The sequence below is a fragment of the Cystobacter fuscus genome (assembly GCF_002305875.1).
GTDB lineage: Bacteria > Myxococcota > Myxococcia > Myxococcales > Myxococcaceae > Cystobacter > Cystobacter fuscus_A.
In genome coordinates, this window is the sequence record NZ_CP022098.1 from 5,102,112 (window position 1) to 5,126,991 (window position 24,880).

The 24,880-nt window shown below is 67.4% G+C and carries 15 protein-coding genes and 2 pseudogenes; 8 read left to right on the forward strand and 9 right to left on the reverse strand.

Annotated elements, in window-relative coordinates:
- The first annotated feature begins 97 nt into the window (after positions 1-97).
- Positions 98-4,141: a protein kinase domain-containing protein gene (locus tag CYFUS_RS20995; RefSeq protein WP_095986847.1), complete on the forward strand. Its 4,044-nt coding sequence runs from the start codon at positions 98-100 to the stop codon at positions 4,139-4,141.
- 32 nt (positions 4,142-4,173) lie between these two features.
- Here CYFUS_RS20995 and CYFUS_RS21000 read toward each other — a convergent pair whose 3' ends face one another.
- The 3 genes from CYFUS_RS21000 to CYFUS_RS21010 are packed head-to-tail and all read right to left on the reverse strand — an operon-like array spanning position 4,174 to position 7,675.
- Complete coding sequence (locus tag CYFUS_RS21000) at positions 4,174-5,940, reverse strand: GMC oxidoreductase (protein WP_095986848.1); 1,767 nt, start codon at positions 5,938-5,940, stop codon at positions 4,174-4,176.
- Complete coding sequence (locus CYFUS_RS21005) at positions 5,937-6,614, reverse strand: hypothetical protein (RefSeq protein WP_095986849.1); 678 nt, start codon at positions 6,612-6,614, stop codon at positions 5,937-5,939. The genes CYFUS_RS21000 and CYFUS_RS21005 overlap by 4 nt, the downstream gene beginning before the upstream one ends.
- Positions 6,611-7,675, reverse strand: coding sequence for an esterase (locus tag CYFUS_RS21010; protein WP_095986850.1), 1,065 nt, complete (start codon positions 7,673-7,675; stop codon positions 6,611-6,613). Before CYFUS_RS21010 ends, CYFUS_RS21005 begins: the two co-directional genes overlap by 4 nt.
- A gap of 425 nt (positions 7,676-8,100) precedes the next feature.
- On the opposite strand from CYFUS_RS21010, the gene CYFUS_RS21015 reads away from it, so the two are divergent.
- Positions 8,101-13,467: a trifunctional serine/threonine-protein kinase/ATP-binding protein/sensor histidine kinase gene (locus CYFUS_RS21015; protein ID WP_095986851.1), complete on the forward strand. Its 5,367-nt coding sequence runs from the start codon at positions 8,101-8,103 to the stop codon at positions 13,465-13,467.
- Between the two features lie 30 nt (positions 13,468-13,497).
- On the opposite strand, the gene CYFUS_RS50730 is transcribed toward CYFUS_RS21015, so the two are convergent.
- Entirely contained in the window at positions 13,498-13,701 is a 204-nt protein-coding gene (locus CYFUS_RS50730) for a hypothetical protein (RefSeq protein WP_157758551.1), read from the reverse strand.
- Between the two features lie 7 nt (positions 13,702-13,708).
- Positions 13,709-14,314 (reverse strand): annotated as a pseudogene (locus tag CYFUS_RS21020) (sensor histidine kinase); the annotation flags it as partial.
- Between the two features lie 873 nt (positions 14,315-15,187).
- On the opposite strand from CYFUS_RS21020, the gene CYFUS_RS21025 reads away from it, so the two are divergent.
- Positions 15,188-15,778, forward strand: coding sequence for a hypothetical protein (locus CYFUS_RS21025; RefSeq protein ID WP_232537687.1), 591 nt, complete (start codon positions 15,188-15,190; stop codon positions 15,776-15,778).
- Positions 15,779-15,877: 99 nt separating this feature from the next.
- Here the strand turns inward: CYFUS_RS21025 and CYFUS_RS21030 are convergent, their stop codons facing one another.
- The 4 genes from CYFUS_RS21030 to CYFUS_RS21045 form a co-directional block, all read right to left on the reverse strand.
- A complete protein-coding gene (locus tag CYFUS_RS21030; protein ID WP_157758552.1) occupies positions 15,878-17,092 on the reverse strand; it encodes an FAD-dependent monooxygenase in 1,215 nt (404 codons plus the stop codon).
- A gap of 115 nt (positions 17,093-17,207) precedes the next feature.
- Positions 17,208-19,442, reverse strand: coding sequence for an ATP-binding protein (locus tag CYFUS_RS21035; protein ID WP_157758553.1), 2,235 nt, complete (start codon positions 19,440-19,442; stop codon positions 17,208-17,210).
- Between the two features lie 129 nt (positions 19,443-19,571).
- On the reverse strand, positions 19,572-20,369 hold the full coding sequence (locus CYFUS_RS21040) for an IclR family transcriptional regulator (protein ID WP_095986855.1): 798 nt from the start codon (positions 20,367-20,369) through the stop codon (positions 19,572-19,574).
- Between the two features lie 170 nt (positions 20,370-20,539).
- The gene (locus CYFUS_RS21045; protein ID WP_157758554.1) at positions 20,540-21,424 is read right to left on the reverse strand and encodes a hypothetical protein; all 885 of its coding nucleotides are present in this window, start codon (positions 21,422-21,424) and stop codon (positions 20,540-20,542) included.
- A gap of 242 nt (positions 21,425-21,666) precedes the next feature.
- On the opposite strand from CYFUS_RS21045, the gene CYFUS_RS53985 reads away from it, so the two are divergent.
- The 5 genes and pseudogenes from CYFUS_RS53985 to CYFUS_RS50740 all read left to right on the forward strand — a co-directional run bounded on the left by CYFUS_RS53985 (position 21,667) and on the right by CYFUS_RS50740 (position 24,639).
- Positions 21,667-21,792 (forward strand): hypothetical protein, encoded by a 126-nt coding sequence (locus tag CYFUS_RS53985; protein WP_269770254.1) that lies wholly within the window; start codon positions 21,667-21,669, stop codon positions 21,790-21,792.
- Between the two features lie 108 nt (positions 21,793-21,900).
- A complete protein-coding gene (locus CYFUS_RS21055) occupies positions 21,901-22,650 on the forward strand; it encodes a hypothetical protein (protein WP_095992145.1) in 750 nt (249 codons plus the stop codon).
- Positions 22,651-22,942: 292 nt separating this feature from the next.
- A pseudogene (locus CYFUS_RS54590) lies at positions 22,943-23,335 on the forward strand (hypothetical protein); the annotation flags it as partial.
- A 1-nt stretch (position 23,336) separates the two neighbouring features.
- The gene (locus CYFUS_RS51765) at positions 23,337-23,507 is read left to right on the forward strand and encodes a hypothetical protein (RefSeq protein ID WP_198316665.1); all 171 of its coding nucleotides are present in this window, start codon (positions 23,337-23,339) and stop codon (positions 23,505-23,507) included.
- Positions 23,508-24,285: 778 nt separating this feature from the next.
- A complete protein-coding gene (locus CYFUS_RS50740) occupies positions 24,286-24,639 on the forward strand; it encodes a hypothetical protein (RefSeq protein WP_157758555.1) in 354 nt (117 codons plus the stop codon).
- The last annotated feature ends 241 nt before the right edge of the window (positions 24,640-24,880 follow it).

The following is a 24,880-nucleotide window of genomic DNA, read 5'->3' on the forward strand; positions in this document are numbered from 1 at the left end:
GCCCGGGCATGCTGGCCCGTGGGCCGGTGGACCCCTACCTTTTCCTCATCGGCACTCCGTGCCGACAGGAGGGGGCACACCCGATTGGGGGTAGGGCATGGCTGATGGGACCCCGGACAGCACCGACAATCCAGCCTCGAACCAGGCGCCACGAAGTCAGGGCGCCGGACTGGAGGATTCCGATTTCGATGATTCCCTCCTGCGGGCCGTGGCCGAGGGGCCCGCCTTGTTCCGCAAGCCGGCTGTCGGGGAACGGCTGGGTGGCTCGGATGGGCGGCGCTTCGAGATCCTCGGAGAGCTGGGGCAGGGGGGCATGGGTCAGGTGTTCCGCGCGCGCGACGCGGAGCTGCAGCGCGTGGTGGCCCTCAAGTTCTTCCGGCCCCGGGAGGATGCCGGGGCCGCTGGTTCCCTGGAGCTGTTGCGGCAGGAGTCGCGGGCCATCGCGCGGTTGGATCACGAGAACATCATCCGGGTCTTCGATGTGGCCGAATGGGTGGGCGCTTCGTGGGAGCCCCGGATTCCCTTCCTCATCATGGAGTGCTTGGAGGGCGAATCGCTCACATCCCTGTTGCGGCGGGAGCGGCGGCCAGGCGTGCGGCGTGCCCTGGAGGTGATGGAGGGGGTGGCGGCCGGTCTGGCGCACGCGCACGAGCGCCACATCCTCCACCGCGACCTCAAGCCGAGCAATGTCTTCATCAGTCCCCAGGGACGCGTGAAGCTGTTCGACTTCGGGCTCGCCTGGTCTCGTCTGGCCGGCGATTCCGCCTCGGCCTTCCTGCCCATCGCCGGGACGCCCGCCTATATGTCCCCCGAGCAGTGGCGGGGCGGCGCGCAGGACGCGCGCAGCGATCTCTGGTCCGCGGGCGTCCTGCTGTACGAGCTGTTGTGTGGGGATCCGCCCTATCCGTGCGCCTCGTTGGATGAGCTGCGCGAGCGCGTCACCTCGACCGAGCCGGTGCCCTCGGTGCGCACCTGCTGTCCGGATGTGCCCGAGGAGCTGGAGGCCCTGGTGGCCTCGCTCCTGGCGAAGGCGCCCGAGGCGCGCCTGCCCTCCGCCCAGCAGCTCCTGGATCGGCTGCGCCAACTACAGGAGGGCCTGGGTCCCTGGCGCGAGGAACCCCGGGGGGTGGTGCCCCAGCGCCGGGCGGTGACGCTGATGTCCTGCCTCCTGGTGGGCGCGCAGGGTGTTTCCGAGACGTCCGATCCCGAGGACCTGAGCGAGCTGGAGGCCAACTTCCACAAGCGCTGCTCGGAGATCACCCAGGCACATGGGGGCTCCATCACCAGCTGCATGGGGGATGAAGTGCTGGCCTGCTTCGGCTACCCGGTGGCTCACGAGGAGGATGCCGAGCACGCCGTGGCGACGGCGCTCGAACTCTCCGCGAACGGGTTCGTCCTCCAGGTGGGCCTGCATACGGAGACGGTGGTGTTGGATGACAGTCTTCCTCAGCTTCATGGCCGCGCGCCCACCATCCAGGGCGAGGCGCCGCGCATCGCCGCGTGGCTCGCCCGGCAGGCTCGTCCCGGCACCGTCGTCCTCAGCCAGACCACGCATACCCTGGTGCGACAGGCGTTCGACGCCGTCCCCCTGGGGGAACACTCCTTCGAGGGGTTGTCGAAGGCGCGCCCGATGCCTCTCTGGCGGGCGGTGCGCGCGCGCGAGACGGTGTTCCGCTTCGATCGCACGCTGGCCGCCGGGGCGCTCACCCCCATGGTGGGCCGCGAGGAGGAGCTGCGGCGGCTGCTCGGCTTCTGGAAGGAGGCCCAGGAAGGCCGAGGCTCCTTCGTGTTGCTCTCGGGTGAGGCGGGTCTCGGCAAGTCCCGGCTCCTCCTGGAACTGCGCCAGCGAATACCGCCATCCTCGTGCACCCTCCTGCGCTGCCAATGCTGGAGCCAGTTCTCCCAGAGCGCCTTCCACCCCATCATCGAGATGATGCAGGGGATGCTCAGGCTGGCGCCGGAGGGCTCGCCCCAGGACAACCGCCGCGTGCTGGACGCGCGCCTGACGCAGTGGGGCCTGGACGAGGAGCAGCGCGAGCTCCTCGCCGCCTTCCTCTCGCTCCCCTCGGAGGGGGCCGCCCCGCGCTTTCCCCTGTCGCCGGAGCAGCGAAAGGAGCGCACCCGCGAGGCGCTCACGGAACTGCTGCTCCACCTGACCCACGCGCGGCCCGTGCTCGGCGTGGTGGAGGACCTGCACTGGGCGGATCCCTCCACCCGGGAACTGCTCAACACGGTGCTGAGCCGGGTGGGGCACGCGCGGATGCTCTTCGTCGCGAGCACCCGGGAGGCGGACGGCCGGAGCGAGGGGCCGTCCTATCACCACGTGACGCTGGAGCGATTGTCGGCGCCGCTCACGGCCCGCTTGGCGCGCGAGGCGGCCAATACGGAGCTGCCGGAGGAGATGCTCCGCCTGTTGGTGGAGAAGACGGAGGGGGTGCCTCTCTTCGTGGAGGAGCTGTCTCGTCAGGTGGCCGCCGGCGGCAGCGTGCCCGCCCTGCCCCTCACCCTGCACGGGTTGCTGCTGGCGCGGCTGGATGCGCTGCCGGTGCGGCTCAAGACGCTGGTGCAACTGTGTGCCGTGGTGGGCCGCGGCTTCACCCGGAAGTTGATGGCGTCGCTGACCCGGCGTGAGCCGTCCTCGTTGCGCGAGGATCTGGAGGCCCTGGTGGCCGCGGGCCTGCTCCAGCGGAGTGAAGACGTGGAGGAGGGCATTGCCTACCAGTTCCGCCATGCCCTCTTCCAGGAGGCCGCCTACCAGTCCCTTCCCCGGGGCCCCCGGCGTCACCACCACCGGAGGATCGCCCAGGCACTGGAAGAGCAGTTCCCCAAGGTGGTGCAGACCCAGCCGGAGCTGCTCGCCCACCACTACACCGAGGCCGGAGTCCCCACGCGCGCTATCGTGCATTGGCGGACCGCCGGGATGCGCGCCCTCATGCGTTCGGCGAACCAGGAGGCCGTGAACCACCTGAACCAGGCGCTCACGCTGCTCGGCACCCAACCCGATACCCCCCAACGCACCCAGCAGGAATTGCAGCTGCTCTCCTTCCTGGGCATTCCACTGACCCAGGTGCGCGGCTTGAGAGCCCCCGAGGTGAAGCGCACCTACGCCCGGGTGCGCGAACTGTTTCCCCTCGTGGGCGACGCGCTGCCAGCCCTGGAGGTGTCCTACTGGGGGCCGTTCTCCTATTCCTACAGCCGCGCCGAGTTCCCCGAAGCCCACGCCCTGGGCAAACAGCTCGTGGAGGTGGGCTCCCGCCAGCGGCACCAGGATCTGCTCGCCCAGGGCTACCGCATGATGGCCACCATCTTCTTCGCCTGGGGGCGGGTGCACGAGTCGCTCGACAACGTGGAGCGCGCCGTGGCGTGCTCGGATTCCTCCCTGGAAGAGCACATGCGGCTGGCCGTGCAGCAGTGGGTGGATCCCACGGCGGTGGCACTCGCCCACGGCGCCGTCATCCACTCGGTGAGCGGCCAGCACGAGAAGGCCCTGCGCTGGGGCCAGGAGGCACTCACGCTCTCCGAGCGCATCGGTCATCCCCAGACGCGCGCCTACGTGCTCCTCTACGCCGCGATGGCCTGTCAGGTTCGCGGCGATGCGCGCGGGACACTCTCGCGGGCCGAGGCTCATCTCGAGCTCGCGCACCAGGTGCGCCTGCTGACGGAATGGGTGTGGGTCGGCATGCTGCGTGCCTGGGCGCTCTCCGAACTGGGCCTCCCCGAGGCGGGCCTGGTGCAGATGCGCCAGGGGTTGAGCCGGTGGCGCCTCGTGGGTATGCACGCGTCAATGACCTACTTCGTGGGCATGCTGGCGCAGGTGCACCTGCGGCGCAGGCGGCCCCAGGAAGCCCTGCGCGCGGTGAACGAGGCCCTGCGATGGGCGGAGTCGACGGGCGAGCGCTTCTACGAGTCGGAGGTGTACCGTGTCGGCGCCCAGGCGTGGCGGGAGCTGGGCGATGAGGAGCGGGCACGTGAGTTCTTCCAGCGGGCCGTGCACATCGCGCGGGAACAGGGCGCCGGGCTGTTCGAGCAGCGCGCCCTGCGGCTCCTGGAGCCACACGAGGCGCGGCCCGAGGACGCCGAGCACCCATCGCGCTCCGAGCAACCCTCCCCCGAGGAGGCGGCGCGGCACGCACACGAATGAGCCGCGGCCCCCGCGCGGGGCGCCGCCTCCCTTCAGTGGAGGGCCACCGGCTGCTCGCGCCCGGAGACGCGGGAGCGGGTGGGGTGGCGCGAGTGCTCGATGAGGTGCTCGGCGAAACGATCGGCGAGCGCCGCGATGGTGAGGCTCGGGTTGACGCCCGTGGGGCCCGGCAGCACCGAGCCATCCGCCACGTAGAGGCCGGGGTGGTTGAAGACCTCGCCATGGGAGTCCACCACGCCGTCGGCCACGGAGCGGCCCATGGGGCAGCCCCCGAGCGGATGCGCGACGATGATGCGGCTGAGCATGCCGAGCGGGTACTGGATGAACTTCCCCCCGAGCACGCGGGCCACCCGGGCCATGGTGCGCCGCACGCGCTGGAAGTAGTCAGACGAGTCGCGCATCTTCCAGTCGACCGTCAGCATGCCCGCCTCGTTGAGGGACATGTGCCCGGTGGGCATATCCCGGCCCATGGCGAGCAGCGGCAGCGAGCTGGAGGAGCCCACGCAGTCGCCGATCGCATCGCCGATCTCCGCGCTCACGTCGGTGTCCTTGTTCAACCCCAGCCAGCCCTGGGCGAGCCGGATCCCCAGCCGGGCGAGGCGGCGTGTGAGGGCGACCTGGTTGAGTCCCTCGTGGAGCCAGTTGACGAACTCCGGGTAGCCGGCGTCCTGGATGTAGAAGCCACGGCCGGTGCCCCCCTGGGCCGCGTCGCGAATGTACAGGCTGCTGGTGATGACCGGGCCATGGCCCCCATCGAGCAGGCGGGGCTCGTAGCCACGGTTGCCCCGCTGGACGCACTTGGAGACGAAGGACACCAGGTCGCCATTGCCGCTGAACTGCGTGCCGAGCCGGGTGCTGAGCCCCGGCAGCGACGCCTGGCTCTTGAGCAGCAGATACGTGGTGCCGAAGGTGCCCGCCGACAGCACGAGCTTGTCCGCCGTGATGACCCTGCCCGGCTGGTTGGACAGGGGCTCCTGGGGAGGCTCGCCCTCCTGGGCCTGGGAATGGTCCAGGTACTCGACGCCATAGCCGTCGCGCTCATGCCAGAAGGAGCGCACCTCGCAGCGCGTGCGCAGCTCCGCCCCGGCCCGCCTGGCGGCCGACAGGTACGTGTAGTCGAGCGTGTTCTTGCTGCCGTAGTTGCAGCCGATGTCGCACTCGCCGCACAGCCGGCACGTCAGGCGCGTGCGTCCGTGCAGGTTCCCATGCGGCTCGTGGATGGGCTCGCCCGGGATGGAGGGCTGTCCGGGGTTGCCGAACGTCACCGCGAGCGGGGGCAGCTCCCAGTCGGCCTTCAGCCCCATGCGCTCGGCGGCGAGCTTCATCGCGATCGTCTTGGCGGTGTGGCGGTAGGGCTCCTGATCGAACGGGTAGCGCTGGGCGCCGAGCATCTTCTCCACGGCGTCGTAGTGCGACTCCAGCTCCTCGCGGTTGACGGGCCAGTACTCGTAGCCCCCGTGGCGGGGAGACTCGCGCACGAAGGTCTTCTCGTCCTTGCGCAGCAGCACGTTGGCGTAGATGAGCGAGCCCCCGCCGAGTCCGCTCGACACCACGCCCGCGAGCCCGGGGAAGGACCAGATGTTGAAGAGCCCATGGAGCCCCTGGTGGGGGTCCCAGAAGTTGCGGCGCATGCCATAGGGGCTGCGCGGGAACGAGCCGGGGGGATAGGCCTTGCCCCGCTCCAGGACGCAGACGCGCAGGCCCGCCTCGGCCAGGCGCCAGGCCATCACCGAGCCGCCAAAGCCAGACCCCACGATGATGACATCGAAATGTTCTCGTCGTTGTTGTCTTGGATTCATGGGGATTCCATTCGCGGGGGTGGAGGGGTGGAAGGGGCGCCTTCGTTCCAGAGGGCCAGCACCTTGGGGGCGTAGAGCCGCCAGAGGGAGCCGAGGAAGAACTCGCCAAAGCGCAGCCGGGCCTGGAGGCCCATGGGCTCCGGGAGGCGGGAACCCATGGAGGCCACGAGCGCGAGCACGTCCCGGAGCCCCAGCGAGAGCACTCCCGCGCCCACGATCCGGCCGCGCTCGTCCTCGCCCTCGTGGAGCTGGCAGGAGAGCCGGGTGGTGTCGCGCCACAGGTCCCAGCCATGGTCGTCATGGACGGTCTTGGTGCCCGACAGGTAATACGCGCGCTCTCCGCTCACGAAGGGCAGGCCATAGGTCATCAACCGGATCCCCGGTGCGTCTCCGGGCCGGAACAGGTTGAAGCGCCCCCGCTTCACGAGCAGTTCCTGGCCCAAGGGCGAATAGGAGGCATGGGCCAGGAGCCGGGCCGAGTGCTCCGGTTTCTCGATGAAGGCCTCCACGTCGTCCACGAGGATGGTGGCGTGGAAGGTGAAGGGCGTGCGCCGGCCCCGGGCGGCGCCCTGGCGGGGGTTCGTGGCTCCCAGTGACAGCCCTCCCGACATGGTCTCGCGGAAGAAGAGCTCGGGGGCGGAGTCCTGGATTTCCCGATGTTCGTCCAGCATCATGAGTGCTCCCGGACAGGCCGGTTCAGCTCGGCCTGGATGAGGGGGAAGACGTCCCTGGGCGCGTGCTTGCCCATGAAGACATCGAGGTGGCCGTAGCCCGGCACCACGTGCAGCGAGTGGTAGCCACGCCGGTAGCGGGACATGATCTCGTAGGAGCGCTGCTGGCTCTCGGCGAGGAAGCACCGGTTGTTCCGGCCGGTCATGAAGACGAACCGGGCCTCCGTCTGGGGGCGGCGCAGGGCCACGTCGTGGGGCAGCTCCCGGTAGCCCTCGACGGGAATGGTGTAGCCCGCGCGCAGGCTCTCGAGCATCTGCCGGAAGAAGGAGAGGGGCACCTGGGCGAACTCCTGCTTCACCCATTCATGGGTTTGCGGATTGAGGTTCTCGTGACTCCAGAGCGTGGGATGGCCCAGGCCGTAGATGACGCTCACCATCTTGCACACGGTGTTGTCGCACTCGTGATGGGTGGCTCGCGCCATGAGGGTGAGGGTCTGGGGGAGCAGGCCCCTGGAGCCAAGGCCCCACTGGGGATTGAGGTAGGACGTCCACCGTGAGAGCAGGGGGACGAGTTGGCTCAGCTTGAGGCACGTGGCGCGCGACATCACCGGGTGCAGGGAGACGGCGTTGCTGATGATCAGCTTCACCTGGGGCAGCAGCCCGGCGACCGCCGAGAGGATGAAGCTCGTCGCGCCCTGGCAATGGACGATGGCCTTGACCTCGTTCCAGCCCGTCTTCTGGACGATCGTCTCGATGGCCTTGGGGTGGTCATGGACGGCCGCCTGATCGAACGTCCACTCGTTGGGCGCGACGTCGATGCTGGCCCGCCAGTTCTCCAGCCAGACATCGTAGCCATCGGCGACGAGGGTATCGACGAGCGTCCGCGGAATGGGGGCACGGAAGATGTTGGCGCGCACGCCGGCGCCATGCACGAGGATCACGGGCCCCTTGACTGGAGCGCGAGAGCCTCGGACCCGGATGAGATTCAATGGCTTGCCATCGCCCGCACGGAAGTTCACGACCTCCTCACGCGGGTGGGAATAGGTCACGGTATTGGCACGCATTACGGAGAACTCCCCCTACATCTGGATGATTGGTGATGCACATGCCTGATGACACGGCATTTGCATGGCCTGTCCCCCTGACCGCCTTCGCCGGGCCAGGGCTTTCTCCCGATGGAAGGCCGTCCCGGCGGATGTGACGAAGGGTCCTATGCGACGCGGACCGAGGGCGAAGAGCCCTCGAGGAGCCGATCGTTCGTGGTCACGCTACGTGGCTGGCCCCCCGGGCACCTCGATCTCTCCGGGCTGGTGGGTTGTCGCTCGTCTATTTCCGCTGTACCCAGTATCATTTCTCGATAATACGAGAGCAGCACCCCTGGGAGCCCCGGTGAAGCGTGCTGGCACCAAGCGCCCCCGGCCGTGAGTTGCGAAAGGTCGCCCTCCGGCTCGTGGGGAGCGTGGGCTCAACCAAGGTGGACACTCTTCCTATGGTCGGCATTCCTGGCTACACGCTGATCGACAAACTCAAGTCGACGGGCACGAATATCCTGTATCGCGCGGTGCGCGATTCCGACCGCCTGCCCGTCATCGTCAAGATGCCCATGTCCGCGCACCCCGGCGTGCGCGAGCGCGACGACTACCGCCGCGAGTACGCCGTCCTGCAGCGGCTGAGCGAGGTGCGCGGCGTCCCCCGGGTCCTGGGCTTCGAGCTGAGCGGCGAGCGGCCGGTGCTCCTGATGGAAGGTGAAGGCGGAGCCGCCCTGTCCGACACGGCGGGGACTCCGCTCGGCGTGGAGCGCTTCCTCGAGCTGGCCATCTCCCTGGCGTCAACGCTCACGGACATCCACCGCCGCGGCGTCATCCACAAGGATCTCAAGCCCTCCAACATCATCCGCCTGCCCTCGGGCGAGACGCGCATCGTCGACTTCGGGAGCGCCACCGTCCAGAGCGTGGAGCACGTGGAGGCGGTCTCCGCCGGGCTCATCGAGGGGACCCTCGCCTATATGTCCCCGGAGCAGACCGGGCGGATGAACCGCTCGGTGGACTACCGCACCGACCTCTACTCCCTGGGAGTGACCTTCTACGAGCTGCTCACCGGCACTCTGCCCTTCCATGGGCGCGATGCGCTCGAGTGGTTCCACGCCCACATGGCGCAGACCCCGAGAGCGCCGCACGAGCGCATCCCGGCCATTGCCCCCTGCTTGTCCGCCATCGTGATGAAGCTGCTGGCCAAGGTGGCCGAGGAGCGCTACCAGGGCGCCGACGGGTTGAAGGCGGACCTGCTGCGCTGCCAGGAGGCGCTCGGCCGGGGCGAGCTCGAGCCGTTTCCCCTGGGCGAGCACGACATCCCCACCCACTTCCAGATGCCCCAGCGGCTCTATGGGCGCGAAGCGCAGGTGGACACGCTGCTCCAGGCCTTCGAGCGGATTGGCCGGGGCGGGCATCCGGAGCTGGTGCTGATCAGCGGCTATTCCGGCATCGGCAAGTCCGCGGTGGTGCACGAGCTGTACCGGCCCGTCGTGCAGCGGCGAGGCCTCTTCCTCGACGGCAAGTTCGACCAGTTCCAGCGGGACATCCCCTACGCCACCCTGGCCCAGGCCATCCGGGGCCTGGTGCGCCAGTTGCTGGCCGGCACCGACGCGGAGCTCGAGGCCTGGCGCCAACAGCTCTGTGAGGCGTGGGAGGGAAGCGGGCAGCTCCTCGTGGATCTGGTCCCCCAGCTCGAGCTCATCGTGGGCAAGCAGCCGGCGCTCCCAGCGTTCACCCCCGCCGAGTCACAACATCGCTTCGACTGGGTCTTCCAGCGCTTTCTCGGGGTGCTCTCCACCCCCGCGCATCCGCTCGTCATCTTCCTGGATGACCTGCAGTGGGCCGACGGGGCCAGCCTCCGGCTCATCCAGCACCTCTTCACCCACCCGGACACCCCGCCGCTGTTGATGATCGGCGCCTACCGCGACAACGAGGTCAGCCCCTCCCACCCGCTGATGCTGACACGGACGGAGCTGCGCAAGGGCGGCGCGTGGGTGGCCGAGCTCCGGCTCGAGCCGCTGAGCCAGGAACAACTGCGGCAGATCATCACCGATGCGCTCCCGGGCGCGGAGCAGGAGGTCATCGAGCCGCTCTCGGCCCTGGTGCACCAGAAGACCGGAGGCAACCCCTTCTTCTTCCTCCAGCTCATGCGGACGCTCAATCAGGACGGGCTGCTGACCCGCACGCCCGAGGGCCGCTGGCACTGGGATGAGCAGGGCATCCGGGCCCGGGCCTACTCCGACAACGTCGTCGACTTCCTGGTGGGCCGGCTGCGACAGCTCCCCGAGCAGACCCAACACCTGCTGCGCCTGGCGGCGTGCGCGGGCAATGCCTTCCCGAAGCGCACCCTGGCCATCATCTCCGACAGAGCGGAGGACGAGGTGGAGCGGGAGCTCGAGCCCGCGCTCCAGGAAGGCCTGTTGATGCGGACGGGCCAGGAGCAATACCGATTCCTCCACGATCGCATCCAGCAGGCGGCCCACGCCCTCATTCCCGAGGAGGAGCGCAAGGCCATCCACCTGCGCATCGGCCGCCTGCTGCTGGCGAGCCTGCCCCCGGAGGAAGTGCGCGAGAAGATCTTCGACGTGGTGAACCAGCTCAACGCCGGGGCCGAGCTGCTCGTGCTCCCCGGGGAGCGCCACCAGGTCGCGCTGCTCAACGCCGAGGCGGGCAGGAAGGCGCAGGCCTCGACCGCGCACCGCTCGGCCATCACCTACTTCACCGCGGCCCTCTCGCTGCTGCCGGACCCCTGGGAGCGCGAGCACGCGCTGGCCTTCCAGCTGAGCTTCCAGCGGGCGATGAGCGAGTTCATGAGCGGCAACACGGACGGGGCGCGCCAACTCGTGGAGGCGCTCCGCCCCCGGGCGCGCACCCCCGCGCAGCTGGCGTCGGTGTCCGTGTTGCTGAGCGACATCCACATGGCCGCCAGCGAAACCCAGCCCGCCGTGGACTGTCTGCTGGAGTGCCTGACCTCGCTGGGCATGCCCATGCCCCCCCATCCCTCCCGGGAGGAAGTGGAGGCCGCCAACGCGGAGGTGTGGACCCTGTTGGGGGAGCGCCCCATCGCGAGCCTCCTCGAGCTGCCGCTCATGACGGACCCGGACATCCAGGCGATGATGAGTGCCCTCTCCGCCCTGTTCACGCCCGCGCTCGCCACGGATGTCAACCTGCTCGTCCTGTACCTGTGCAGGATGCTCTCCCTCTCCCTGCGCCACGGCAACAGCGAGGCCATCACGACTGGGTATGCGTGGTACGGCATCACGCTGGGCAGCCTGTTCGGGCGGTACCGGGAGGGCTATGCCTTCGGCGAGCTGGCCCTCGCCCTCGTCGAGCGCCACGGCTACACCACCTCCCGGGCGAGGATCCTCTACTCGATGGAGCTCCTCAGCGTCTGGACCCAGCCGCTCACCCTCTCGCTGGAGTACATCCGCAATGCCTTTCAGCAGGCCGTTCCGGCGGGTGATTTCCAGACCGCCGGATACTGCTGCAACCACATCGTCACGGATCGCCTCGCCCTCGGGCACCCCCTGGACGAGATCCACCAGGAGTCGGTCGCGCGCATGGACTTCGTGCGCAAGGCCAACTTCCATGGCGTCCAGCAAATCATCCAGTGCACCCAGCGCTACATACAGCAGCTGCGCGGCCTGTCAGCGTCCTTCGAGTCGCTGAACGGAGAGGACTTCGACGAGGAGTCCTTCGAGGCGGGGCTGTCGTCGACACCGCACATGAGCACCGTGGTGTGCTGGTACTGGACCCTCAAGATGCAGTCGCGCGTCATGTGCGGCCGGTACGAGGAGGCATGTCAAGCATCGGCCAGGGCCCAGGAGCTCCTCTGGTCCTCGCTCGGCCACATCCAGCTGGCGGACTTCCACCTCTACAGCGCGTTGGCCCTGTCCGGCCGCTGCGAGGACGCGGCGCCCGAAGCACGGCGGGACTACCTCGAGGCCATGCGGCGGCACCAGCGACAGCTCGGGGAGTGGGCGGAGCACAGCCCCGGCAACTTCCGCGCGGCCGAGCGGATGGCCGCCGCCGAGCTCGCCCAGCGCCAGGACCAGTGGGACGAGGCGATGCACGCCTACGATGCGGCGATCCACTCGGCGCGCGAGCACGGCTTCCTCCAGAACGCCGCGCTCGCCAACGAGCTCGCGGCGCGCTTCTGGCGCAAGCGGGGGGTCAAGACCATCGCCCTGGGCTACGCCCGCGAGGCGCGGGATGCGTACCGGACGTGGGGGGCCCACGGCAAGGTCCAGCACCTGGAGGACCAGTGGCCCACGCTCTCGGGTACGGCGAGCGCCCAGGACCGCGCGGCCTCCGATACGACCTCGACTCATCTCGATGCGCTCACCGTGGTGAAGGCCCAACAGGCCATCTCCGGGGAGATAGACCTGGAGCAGCTGGTGTCCACGCTGCTGCGGGTGGCCATGGAGAACGCCGGCGCCCAGCGCGGCGCCCTGCTGCGCCCGCACGGCAACAAGCTGCGGCTGGTGGCCCTCTCCAACGTGGCGGAGGGCGGCGCCGTGGTGCTTCCGGAAGACAACTCCACCCACGAGCTGCCCTGGTCGCTCCTCACCTACGTCAAGCGCACGCGCGAGCACGTGCTCATCGGGGATGCCTCCCGGCCCCATCCCTACGCCTCCGACGGCTACTTCGAGCACGGCCGGGCCAAGGCGGTGCTCTGCCTGCCGCTGCTGCGCCAGGAGGAGCTCGTCGGCGTGCTCTATCTGGAGAACAGCCTCACCGCGGATGCCTTCACCCCGGCCCGCCTCACGCTGCTCGTGCACATCGCCTCCCAGGCCGCCATCTCCATCGAGAACGCGCGGCTCTACGCCGACATCAAGCAGGCCCAGGCCGCCCTGCGCGACGCCAACGACGAGCTGGAGCGGCGCGTGGACGAGCGCACGCACGAGCTCAAGGAGGCCCAGGCCCGGCTGGTGGGAATGGCACGCGCGGCGGGCATGTCCGAGATCGCCTCCAACGTGCTGCACAACGTGGGCAACGTGCTCACCAGCGCCGTCGTCAACCTCGAGACGACGCGTCACGCGGTGGGCGCGTCGCGGGTCGTCCGGGTGCGGCAGGTGGCCGCGCTGCTCGAGGAGCACCGCGAAACGCTGATGGACTTCCTCACGAAGGATCCCCGGGGGAGCCGCCTGCCCGACTACCTGTCCGCGCTCGCCGCCGAACTCATCCATGAGCAGACGAACCTGCAGGAGAACCTGGACGCCATGAACCGGCACCTGGAGCACATCCGGGCCATCGTCCAGGTGCAGCAGACCTACGCGAAGACGCCGCTGCTCACCGAGGAGTGCGATCTGGCGCAGCTCGTCGACGACACCCTGCGCATCCAGTACACCTCGCTCCAGCGCCACGGCATCACCCTCACCCGCGAGTTCGCCCGCCTGCCCCGGATGTGGCATGACAAGCACAAGGTGATGCAGATCCTCGTCAACCTCGTCGCCAACGCCAAGTACGCCATGGACGCCATGCCCGAGCAGCAGCGGCACCTGCTCGTGCGGCTCACCACGGACGATGGGTGGGCACGCATCCAGGTGACGGACAGTGGCGTGGGCCTCGCGCCGGAGATCCTCGGCAAGCTCTTCACGCATGGTTTCACCACGCGCAAGGACGGCCACGGCTTCGGCCTGCACTCGAGCTCGCTGGCGGCGAAGATGCTGGGAGGGCGTCTGACGCTGGAGAGCGAGGGGCCCGGCAAGGGGACCACGGCCACCCTGGAGATTCCGCTCATGCCCGAGCCCAGGACGTTCCCCCCCGAGACCAGGCGGAAGGAGCCCCGCGTGGGCCCCCTTTCTCCCGAGAAGGATCCTTGACTGGAGTGGCGGGGAAGGCGGCCCTCGCGGTCACTGGGGCACGCGGAGCCCCACGAGCCCATCGTTCGCCACGCGCGAGACCTCGTTCGGAAGCGCGGGCAGGAGGGCGCGGGCCGCGCCGGGGAGGTTGCCCGGGTGGAGGATCATCACCTGCACGACCCTCGTTGCCCCCGGCGAGTGCGCACCTGGCCCCTGCGCGAGGGCCGCCCCAGAGCGCGTGGTGTTGAAGCTCAAGCCGCCCTCAAGTCGCCTGTGGAGGCGCCGCGAGGTAGGGCAGTTCCAGGGTGAAGGTGGCCCCGTGTCCAGGTCCCTCGCTGTGGACGGTGAGCGTTCCCCCCATATCCTGGGCCGCCAGGGCGCTGGAGTGCAGGCCGAAGCCATGCCCCTCCTGCCGGGTGGTGAAGCCGTACTGGAAGATGCGGGTGAGCATCTCCGGGGCGATGCCCATGCCGTTGTCATGCATCTGGATGCGCACCTGCTCGTTCCCGGTACGCTCCAGCTTCACGGTGAGCACCCGCTCGGTGGGAGGCACCGCGTCCATGGCGTACTTGGCGTTGCTCACCAGGTTGACCAGGATCATCAGCGTCTTGTGCTTGTCGGTGAGCACCGGAGGCAGGTCGGCCAGCTGGCGCACCACCTTCACCTGATGGCGGGTGAGACCGGCGGCGTTGATGCGCAGCGCGTCCTCCACCAGCCCTACCATGTGCACGGGCTCCTGCAACCGGGGCGTGCGGGCGTAGTTCTGCTGCACCTTCACGATGTCGCCGATGTGCTCGGTGTAGCGGCCCACGTCGTCCAGCAGCGTGGTGATCGCCGTGCGGTCCTCGAGCAGGTTCTGTCCCAGCTTGCCGTTGTTTTGGGGCGTGCTGGTGGTGAAGTACTCCAGCTCGGTGACCATGAGGCCGGGTTCGGCGTCGTGGACCCAGGTGGGGCGCTCGGGCCAGTAGAGGATGATGGGCCCCTCGGGCAGCGTGACGAAGGTGTCCGTGACGCGGACGTGGAAGGCGGGCCCGTACCAGGAGAGCACGTCATAGGAGGCCAGCAACCGGCGGCGCATGTCCTCGTCGAGGGTGACGCCCCGGGGGACGAAGACGCCTGGCGCCTTCGTGCCATCGAAGCTCTCGGGGCGGCTGCGGACCGTGCCGTCGGGCAGCCGCACGAACAGACTGTCGAAGCGCGCGCCAACGTCCTCGGGGCCCAGGGTCCGGATGCGCTCCGCCAGGGCCTTCTATCTTGATGAGTGTCGAGCGGGCCAGCGGAGCACGGGAGCGGGACGGGGGGAGAAGCGAGTGCATTGCAGTCCGAGTACACGCACTCGAGATAGGGGTCCTCGGCGGTGTTCTTCGTGGGAGTCAGGCAGATCGTGTGGACTGCCTGAGATCAATACTCCTGCACCACCGCAATGAGCAGATATATCTCCCAATCGATACGCAGTGCAGGAACTGGATCGGCCCATCCCCCAGCCACGCGCCGCTCTGGGCTAGAGACGCCAGAGGGGCACACTGAGGGCACATGATGAAAACGAGGACAAAGCTGTCCGCCGCTGTCCCGGAGCGGCAGCGTTCCTGTTCCGCGGGGCTGCGTGGTCGAACCGGACCACGTCGGTTGAAGGCCGATGGTATGGCCTGCACAGGTTCTGCACGGGTTTTCCTCCGAAGCATCGCTTCCATCCGCGGCATGGGGCGGATTAGCTTTTGCCAGTATTCACGGAGGCACGGACATGGCAGACGTCTATGAACATGGTCGCGGGCAGCGCACGCCTCGCCTGCGGATCTTCGCTTGGGCCTGCGCCGGGGCGCTGCTGCTGCTGCCGCTGGTCGCGATGCAGTTCACCGATGAGGTGAAGTGGGACGGGGCCGACTTCGCGTTCTTCGGCGCGCTCCTGCTCGGCGTCGGTGGCACCTATGAGCTGCTGGCGAGGAAGACTGGCAGCGCCGCCTACCGCGCCGCCGTTGGCATTGCGCTCGCGGGCATGTTTCTCCTCGTCTGGATGAACGCCGCCGTCGGGATCATCGGGAGCGAGGACAATGACGCCAACCTGATGTTTGGCGGAGTGCTCGCCGTTGGCGTCATCGGTGCCATCATCGCGCGCTTCCAGCCGGCTGGCATGGCGCGCGATTTGTTCGCAATGGCGCTCGCCCAGGTGGTGGTGGCCCTCATCGCACTGATCGGCGGCGCTGGCGCCGGTGCTCCGAGCTGGCCGATCGATCTGCTGCTGCTGACGGGCTTCTTCGCCACGCTGTGGCTCGCATCCGCCATGCTGTTCCGGCGAGCGGCGCGAGAGCAGACGCCGACAAACGCAGCGGTCTAGCCCACCCATGACGTCCGCTCTCCACCCAGAGTGGTGCCAGACACTGCCCCAGTCGACTGGACATGTCGGGCCGGTGCCGAAGGCGGGGCGTCGACCGCGTTACTGCGCGACGATGTCGAGCATCGTCTCCTTGTTGCCCTGGATGATTTTTCTGGCGAGCGGGCCCGTCAGACGATTGTTCATGAGGCGCATGGTCGCCCCGCGAAGGAATCGCTGAGCCTCGTTGGACGGAGTGAAGAACTGTCTCATCTTCATCCCGTGGAGCTGCATGTTCGAGATGAACGGGCGCAGCTTCGCCTCCCACTGGGACAATGCGAGCTCCACGTCGTCTGGATATTTCTCCAGCATGTTGCCCAGAAGCTCACCCCCGGCCATCCCGGACGAGGCGCCCATGCCCGAGTACAGGGTCAAGCACCACGCGGAATCGCCCACCAGCACGACCCGCCCCTTGTGCCAGCTCTTCATGTGCACCTGATTGGTCGAGTCGAACAGATACTCGTCCGCGGCCTCGAACTCGTCGAGCAGATAACCCAGCACGGGCCCCGTCTTTTCCGGTCCATACGCCTCGCGCAGTGACTCGATGGGGGGGCGGCGGAACTGCGCGGCCACGTCCTCGACGCGGTAGGAGAAGAGCACGGTGGGGTTGTGATTCGCGAAGGGAAACACCCACGCCGACCGTCCCGCCTCGGCCAGGACCAGTCCTTCGTGCGTGGCGTAGCCCGGCACGGGGTTGCGCAGGACGCAGGCACCAATCATGTAGTTGAGCGGGTAGAAGAAGTCCTCATGCGGACCAAAGACGAGCTGACGGACGGTCGAGCGCATGCCGTCAGCGCCCACCACGAGGTCGAAGCGTTCGGTCGTGGTCGTGCCGCTCTTCGTGTGAGCCAGTGTGACGTCGACCCCGCGCCCGTCCTGCTCGAACCGGGTGGGGACCGTCGAGAAGCGGAGCTCCACTTCCTCGGGCAACGCGGAGAACAAGGAGTTCTCCATGTCGCCGCGCAGCAACGGGCGAGGCTCGCCGGGCACGTCCACGAAGGACATGCCCTTGTACCGATGATTGGCCCGGTCGACCTCGTAGGACTGCATCCGCGGGGACCTTCGATCGACCAGGGTCTTCATCGCGCCGAGCCGCTCGGCCGAGGCCTTGCCGGTACCGAACAGGCCAATGAAGTAGCCGCCTTTGCGGCGCTCGGGAGCCCGTTCGATGAGCACGGGCTCCCAGCCGAGCTTGTGAAGCCGGATGGCCGTGGCGATACCGCTGATGCCGAGTCCAACCACCAGAACGCGGCGACGAGGTGTCGTTGAGTTCGTCATGATGTCCAGACAGTAAAGAGCGGCGGAATCCGTCACCAGAGCGTGGCTTGTGACGGAAATCGGCCTGGATTGGGGTTGGAGAACAAACCCCGCCGTCGGATTCACGGATGCATCATCAGTGGAATCCTCCATATCCACTTTCGACGGGAGGACGCACGGGAGTCTCACCCGAGGTCCTCCCCGGCGTGGGCCGTCGCTCGAGCAGACGTGGCAGACGCAAACGTACGCGGGTTCCCTCTCCCTCGCGGCTCTCCAGTTCCAGGCGGCCACCGTGTTGCAGCACGATGCCCCGGGCCAGGAACAACCCCAACCCCAGTCCCCCGCGATCATGGGGCGAGCCCGCATGGGCCCGGTAGAAGCGTTCGAAGACCCGCTCCCGCTGTTCCGCCGGGATGCCAATGCCCTGGTCGTGAATGCAGATCTCCACCACGTCCCCGTCGGGAGTGACGGCCACCTCCACGTCCTGGCCCATGGGTGAGTAGCGTGCGGCATTGTCGAGCAACTCGGCGAGCACCTGCGCCAACCGCGCGCGATCCCCGAACACCCACGTGTCGGGAACCGTCCGGAGGTGGATGGGATTGTTCGGGTGATTGGCGATGGTTCGGACGATGGCTGCCTCCACCAGCGCCCGCAACTCCACCTCCTCCTTCTCGAAGCGCAACTGGCCGCTCTGGAGCTGCGAGGCATCGAGCAGCGTCCGCACCAACCGATCCATGCGATCCACGCCGCGGCAGATGCCCTCGAGCAACCGGCCCAGGGCGGAGGAGGAGTTTTCCGCACGCCGGGCGAGCTGCGCGAAGGACTTCATCACCGTCAGGGGCGTCTTCAGCTCGTGCGCGGCCATCCTCACGAAGTCGCCCTGGAGGCGCTCCAGCTCGATGGCCTGGGTGATGTCGCGCGCCACCGACACCGCGGCGATGACGCGACCCGACTCGTCGCGGATGGGCGCGGAGTTCAGTCGGAGGACGAGCTGCTGGGGCGCTTGGGGCCCGGTGATGATGAACTCCGTGTCGCCCACCTGCTCGCCTCGCAGGGCGCGGTTCATGGGCACCTCATCGAAAGGAAGTGCCCGCCCGTCCAACCCCCGGGGGCGATGGTGCGGATACACGGAGTCCAGCCGGGACCCTTCGTGCATCGCCTGCCCGAAGAGCTTCAGCGCGGCCCGGTTGGCGAGGGTGATCACCCCCAGGGCATCGGTCACGACGACGGCATCGACCATGCCTTCGAGGATGGCGTGGAGCTCCGCCGAGCGCTGCCGTACCTGGGCGAGCAGCCGTTGCCGCTCTTTCTCCTGACGCTGGCGCTCGGCGAGCGTGCGCATCAGGGCGCGTGTCCGTTCCGAGCGGGCCATGGCCAGGCCGCTCGCCCCCAGTCCTCCCCAGAGCATCACACACAGGGCCACCACCAACCCCGCCTGCCGGTGAACGGCCTTGAAAAGCACACCTTCGTCCGTCGAAGCGAAGACCCTCCAGCCCACCTGGGGGACTCTCACCTCGGTGCGGTGCCGTCCCCGATCCAACCCCTGTTCGTGTTCCCACGTCCGCAACTCCACGAGGGTGAGTTCACACAGGGACCGCACGGGTCTGCCTCGTGCTCGTGCCCAGGCGAGCAGTTGCTCCTCCCGCGGGTGGGCGAGGAGCGCGCCAGCGGGGCTCGCGACATAGAGGAACTCCGAGGGAGACAGGTTGGCATGGCGGACCATGTCCGTGACCTGGGGGAGGAAGAGGTCCACGCTCACCACCCCGCGCAGCCGTCCCTGGTCGTCGAAGAAGGCCCTCGAGAGTGTCTCGTACGGCTGGTCCTCTTCGACGTAGGGCTCGGAGATGACGAGGCGGCCCCCGCGCGCGCGCGCCTGCTGGTACCAGGGTTGTCGGAAGTAGTCGTAGGCGGGCGTGGACCACTCATAGGTGAGGAGCGGAAGCGCTCCATGTCTCGCCACCTCCCGGTGGATGTAGGGCCCCATGTGGCGTGTGCCTGGCAGGAACCGACCGGGCTCGAACCACACACCGAGCCCGTAGATGGTGCTCTCGGGTGCGGAGGCCAGTACGCGGCGCATCAACTCCTCGAGCACGTGCTTCTCTTCGGGCGGGCCCGCGAGCACGGCCAGGGTATCCATGAGCTGCTCGGCGCCGCGCAACGTGGTGCTCAGTTGCGAGGCCAGCTCCTGGATGCGGGCCAGCTGTTGGGCCAGGGCCTCTTGCTCCTGGCCATGGCGGGCCCTCCTGTCGAAATCGAGCAGTCCGATCGTGAGCAGCACCCCCACCAGCACCGTCAGCAGCAGGGCGAGCGAGAGCGACCGGCGCGCGGTTGCCTTCTCGCGGCTCGAGGAGGAGCGGTCGTGGGTGCGCAACAGGTCGATGATTTCCTCCGGTCCAACCCTGATAGGTGGGGGTGGAAGCGCGGTCCGCCAAGACCGGTGCCCCACAAGCCCAAGCCCCCCTCCTGGGAGGACCCTCAGCGAGGCAAGCCCATGCGCCGTTCAGCGGCGCAGGAGACCTGCCTCGACGCCGCGGACGAGGTCCACCAGACGAGGGCCGAGGTCATTCATGAGGCGTTCGCGAGACAGCTGGAACGAGGGGCCGCCGCAGTTGAACGCCAGGATTTGACTGCCATCGGGCGGGATGAGGGCGACGCCCACTGCATTCACATCCGAAGTCCATTCACCGACGGAGAGCGTGAACCCATGGGTCCGGTACTCCTCGAGGGCCTGCTCGATGCCGGCGCGGATGTGCGGCCACTGGTCCGGCTCCTGCCTGGCGATGCGCTCCATCATCACACGTTGTTCCAGCTCGGGCAGGGCGGCGAGCAGCGCCCGCCCCATGGCCGTGGTCGCCAGCGGGATGCGTGAGCCAACGTCGAGGCGCACGGTCACCGCGGAGTGGGAGCGGCAGTGCTCCACGTACACCATGCTGAGCCGATCCCGGGTACCCAGGGAGACCATGGCGTTGACCTGGTCGGCCATTTCCTGCATCAGGGGCCTGGCCATCTGACGGGCGTTCATACTGGAGAGCGCCGCATAGCCCAGCGACAGCACCCCCGTGCCGAGCTGGTACTTTCCCGAGCGCTCCGAATATTTGAGATAGCCGAGCCGGGTCAGGGTGTGGGTCAGTCGGGAAATGGTCGGCTTGGGCAGGCCGGTGCTGGCCGCGAGCTCCCGGTTGCCGAGCAGCGGGGTGTGAGGCGTGAACGCACGGAGCACCTCGAGCCCGCGCGCCAGCGCCGTCACGAACTGGCGGTCCTTGGCCTCTTCCTCGTCTGGATCGTGCAAGAGTCCCACCGTCGGGACGATAGGCCCTCCAAAGACTTCGGGTCAATGCGAGTGCAAGCTGGTTTCGCCTGGCGAACAAGGAGTGGGGGAGTGCTGAGCGTCAACCTCCCGGGCTCGTCCAGGGGCTCGTGGGCCGCTCCAGGCACGTGAACACCGGAGAGCCCACGCCGTCCCCTTCGCTAGGGCTGGGTGAACTGTGTCAGCCAATCCAGGTTGGTCCTCAATGACCAGTCGTAGGTGCCCGTACGCCACTTCTGGTCCAGCGTGAGGCCAATGCAGCTTCCCTGACGCATGTAGCAGTGGTCGGCGGATCCATCCGAGGCCTCGGAATTCTCCACGATGTACCAACCGCTGGCGTTGTCGCGGAAGCAGGAGGTCGCCAACGGGCAGGACAGCCCTGTCATCGCCTGGATCTGGCTGCGCACGGTGAGCTCGGTCGCACCCATGAACGCGTCGTTTTCTCCATTCACGACCCGGAGCCGGTCTCCCGGCAATGCGCGATTGCCATTGGCGACGCAGGAGCGGAGATCGTAGACGGAATACTCGACGCCCGCTCCCAGCCCGTAGGCGGCTCGCACCCGGTCGTCATGGTTCCTGGCCAGGATGGCCATGATGGACCCCTGGCTGAAGCCGGCCACGACAACGCCCTTGGAGCAATCCGCCCTGGCGCGCGAACAGATCGTGTTGATGGCGCTGGTCGAGCGGGTCGAATCGAAGATGCACCTGGCGCGGCTCTCGAGCGTGGAGCAGGTGCCAAAGGTGGCGTTGTCATACTCGACGGTGGCCGCGACATAGCCACGGCTCGCCATCTCCTCGACGGCGGCCATCGCCGAGGAATGATCGAACCCCTCCGTGGTGCCCACCGTGTAGATGAACACCGGGTATCTGCTTTGCGAGGACAAAGGCTCCTTGCCGATGATGCTGTACGCCGTGCCACAGATGGCGCCACTGCCGCCCCTGTACGTCGCCGTGAAGCTGGTCAGACTCTGGGCCGGGGCGGAGGCACTCCACGCCATGGACACGAGCAGCGCAACGAGGATCCTGGAACCTGCCGTCGCTTTCATGATTTCTCCCTGTGTCTGGGGGAGGGGCAGACCGCGCATCCCCAGACAATAAAATACACTACATGGGAAGCGCGGAAAATCAAGCCAGGGCGGTCGGATCGGCCATTGGGATATGGCTGGTTTCGCCATGCGAAACAAGACCATGCGGTTCATTTCGCTATGCGAAATGAGGCCATGGTGGCTGAAGGCGTGGCATCAGTATCTTGGCAATATTTGCATGGCAGTGATTGTCGGGTTGCGTCATGCCTGCACTTGCCATGTTCACGGTGCTCTCCCTCCTCGGCACGCGCACCTACCGCGTCCAGGGCGGCGCCCGCTTCGTCCTGCTGCTGCCCGTGGCCCGGGAGTGCACCTCGGCGGTGGCTTGAACCATACCGTGTTACCCAACAGGACGCATTATTTGACTTGACTCGAGTGGTTGAATCCGCTTCTTTGTGCGGCTGGCGCATCGGCGCGCCTTCACGAGGGGACAGCAGGTGGCGGACGAGAAGGACCCGAGACACGAGCGGGTGGGGCCGTTCCGGCTCGGCAGGAAGTTCGACGAGGTGGGGCCCGAACTGGGCCACTTCTACGAGTCGCGGCACGTGGCCACGGGCCAGCCGGCCGTCACGCTACGGCCGAGCGACCGGGTGCACTGGTTGCACGAGGGACCCTGGCGGCTCGGCCTGTCCTGTGAGCACGGCTCCCCCGACGTGTCGCTGACGGTCGAACAGGGTCCGCCCTTCGCTCCACCCACCGAGGTGGCCGACCTGCTCGTGTTGATGAGTGCCGCGTTCCGGCGCGTGGAAGACAGTCCCCGGCTCCACGCCCATTTCGCGGCCGGGCCCGTGAAGCTCCGCCGGGCGGGTTGGGGCTCTCGCGCCCTCGTGGGCGCCGCCGTGCTCGTGCTGGGACTCGGTGTCTGGTTCCACGTCACCGCGGGCGCCCCTCCGCCCGCGCGCTCTCTTCCCACGGGGGAGGTGCCCCTGGAAGCCCCGTCCTTGATCAACACCGGGGACGCTTCTGGGCAGACCATCGCCTATCCCCCACCCAGACAGCCCTTTCGCAATCAGAAGAAGGCACCCTGCAACACCCGGAATCAACTCGAGGTCGAGATCAACGGCGGGTGCTGGGTGGCGCTGGAGCAGCGGCCCCCGTGCGCCGAGGACCGGGCCGAGTACGGGGGCAAGTGCTATCTGCCCGTGGCGAAGGAGCAGGGCCGTCCGCCACAATCCGCCGGCCCCTGAGCGCGCCGGGCGTTGGTTCGCACCCCGAGAGAAGAGCGGCTGCGTCCCTTCCTTGCCGTGGAAGCGGCGGGAATCGAAGCCGCCGCTTGTCGTTCCTTGCGCGCGGTGTTCGCCCTGCAGCGCGGGAGGGCGAGGAGCTGAGCGCGCGCGGCCTGTTCCACCTCGACATCACCCGGCAGAACACGGGTCCAGTTCGTCCGTGAACAGCTCCTCTTCAGCGAAGCCTTCGCCTCATGAAGTGAGGGGATGATTCAGGGGCTCCGAGCCAGCAGCGAACAGAGGATGCGTGCGCATGAGCGAAGCCGAGCAAGAGAAGAAACCCGCCCCGGAGCCTGACTTCAATGCGCAGACGTTCACCATGGTGCGGCCCCCGGCTCCGCCAGCGCTCGAATTGGAGGGGGTTGCCGAGAAGAGCGTGACACCGGGCGTAGACGCGCCACGGCAGCCCGGGAGCACACTGGCCGCGCGCTACACGGTGCTGGACGTACTGGGGGTGTACGATGCTGGCACGTTGGAGGACGGCTCCGTCTTCATCGCCATGGAGTACGTCGAGGGCCAGACGCTCAGGCGCTGGCGCCATGAGCGGGAGCACTCGTGGCGGGAGGTGCTGGAGGCGTACGTGGCAGCGGGGCGAGGGCTGGCCGCGGCCCATGCGGCCGGCATCGTCCACCGGGACTTCAAGCCAGATGCGTATGGACGTGCAGTGGGAGCTGGCCCAAGCGCTCTGGAGCGCGAACCAGGACCGCCCGCGTGCCGTGCAACTGGCGACCGAGGCGCGAGAGCACTGGAAGCGCCTGGGCAATCAGCCCAGGCTCACCCGGGCCTCCCAGTGGTTGGCCATACATGCCAGCCCGTGAGCCGCGGTCTGCAACATGACTCCCCTGAACCCCCAGGCGCCCGGCTGGGGCTCCGCGCGCCTGCTGCTCACGCCCGATGCCGTTGCCAACCGCTGAGGGACCTGAATCTACAACGCACGGCAACCTGCGCACCCACGCAAGAGGTTGGGTGCGTCATCGATACGGGCCAGTGCCGCTCCACCTACAGGCCCCCATGTATCCCCGGGACCTCAAGGTCATCAAAAAAAGCCTGTAATCTCGAACGTTTGAGCGGAACTCGCGCAGCACACCTCTTCACCACCACTCGGTCAACAACACGACCTGGAGCGTCAGGCATGCCGCATACTACGGACGCAGCAGGTAGGAAATTAATGCCAAGTGTGGTTGACCACCCGGTTACCTGTCAGGCATAGTTTCCTAGAAATTACCGCAGTACGGGACTTGGTCGCTTTCGCGTTTATACCTGTTCAGTCCGGCGAGTTCGCTTTTTGATTGTGCTCAAATCATTGACCCACGGGGCATCGTTGGCACAGCCACCTCGGATGGTTGCGCCGAAGAGGACGAAAAATGGCTTTGCTTCTCCCAGCAGAAGGGGTCAAGGCTGATGCATTAGCTGCATTGAAGCCCATTCGTTGCACTACTGCTGCCTCGCGTTCTCGACTGAGCGGCGCAGTTGTGACGCAACTCTTCACAATCTTCCTGGTTGTCATGCCACAAACGGGATGCGTGCGCCAACCTGTAAATGGACTGATCAAGCCAACGCATTTTGCATTTGTCACGATCACTCCACAGAGAAAACGTGGGCCCGGAGGATGGCGCGCCGCATGCATTCATGCGCAAATCAATCATGGAAATTCAGATGAATCGTACATCTGCCAATTCGGTGTCGAAATGCCAATTGAAAACGAAAAAAAATGGCCCCATCTCAGATGCAGATGCACGGGCAATTGCAGCCGAGTGCGCCAACAATGCCGCATATACCGTGCTCGTAGGCATGACGGAGCCAACTCCGCCGCCGCTATATACGTTGTGCTCAGACATCAGGAACAAATACCGAGAGCTGCTGAATGATGCCATCGAGGGTTCGCGAGTCCGGCCGATGTGCGATCCCAAGACAAAGCCAGTCGTCTTTGGTGTTGACGCTCCTTTCTAGGATTTGAGCGGACAGACGATGAAAACCCCATCTAAAGACGACCTGAGTGGCATCGTGCGGAATTACTACGATTCAAGCAGTGAATTCCTTTACACGTCAGAAACGAGTCCAGCGACACAGCGCCTTCACGCACTATGGACGCAATGGCTTGGAAACGTGGGACCCTGGAACGCTTTCCTGGATGAACTGGAGAGCGAACTTTCAACCTTTGTCGTTGGCGACACACTCTCATCCGGAGATG

Bases quoted from the DNA above. Each gene is read 5' to 3' on its own strand.
- CYFUS_RS21030 (WP_157758552.1), bottom strand. From the start codon at position 17,092: ATGACGAACTCAACGACACCTCGTCGCCGCGTTCTGGTGGTTGGACTC.
- CYFUS_RS21000 (WP_095986848.1), bottom strand. From the start codon at position 5,940: ATGAATCCAAGACAACAACGACGAGAACATTTCGATGTCATCATCGTG.
- CYFUS_RS21045 (WP_157758554.1), bottom strand. From the start codon at position 21,424: ATGAAAGCGACGGCAGGTTCCAGGATCCTCGTTGCGCTGCTCGTGTCC.
- CYFUS_RS21010 (WP_095986850.1), bottom strand. From the start codon at position 7,675: ATGCGTGCCAATACCGTGACCTATTCCCACCCGCGTGAGGAGGTCGTG.
- CYFUS_RS21005 (WP_095986849.1), bottom strand. From the start codon at position 6,614: ATGATGCTGGACGAACATCGGGAAATCCAGGACTCCGCCCCCGAGCTC.
- CYFUS_RS21015 (WP_095986851.1), top strand. From the start codon at position 8,101: ATGGTCGGCATTCCTGGCTACACGCTGATCGACAAACTCAAGTCGACG.
- CYFUS_RS21025 (WP_232537687.1), top strand. From the start codon at position 15,188: ATGGCAGACGTCTATGAACATGGTCGCGGGCAGCGCACGCCTCGCCTG.
- CYFUS_RS20995 (WP_095986847.1), top strand. From the start codon at position 98: ATGGCTGATGGGACCCCGGACAGCACCGACAATCCAGCCTCGAACCAG.
- CYFUS_RS51765 (WP_198316665.1), top strand. From the start codon at position 23,337: ATGCGTATGGACGTGCAGTGGGAGCTGGCCCAAGCGCTCTGGAGCGCG.
- CYFUS_RS53985 (WP_269770254.1), top strand. From the start codon at position 21,667: ATGCCTGCACTTGCCATGTTCACGGTGCTCTCCCTCCTCGGCACGCGC.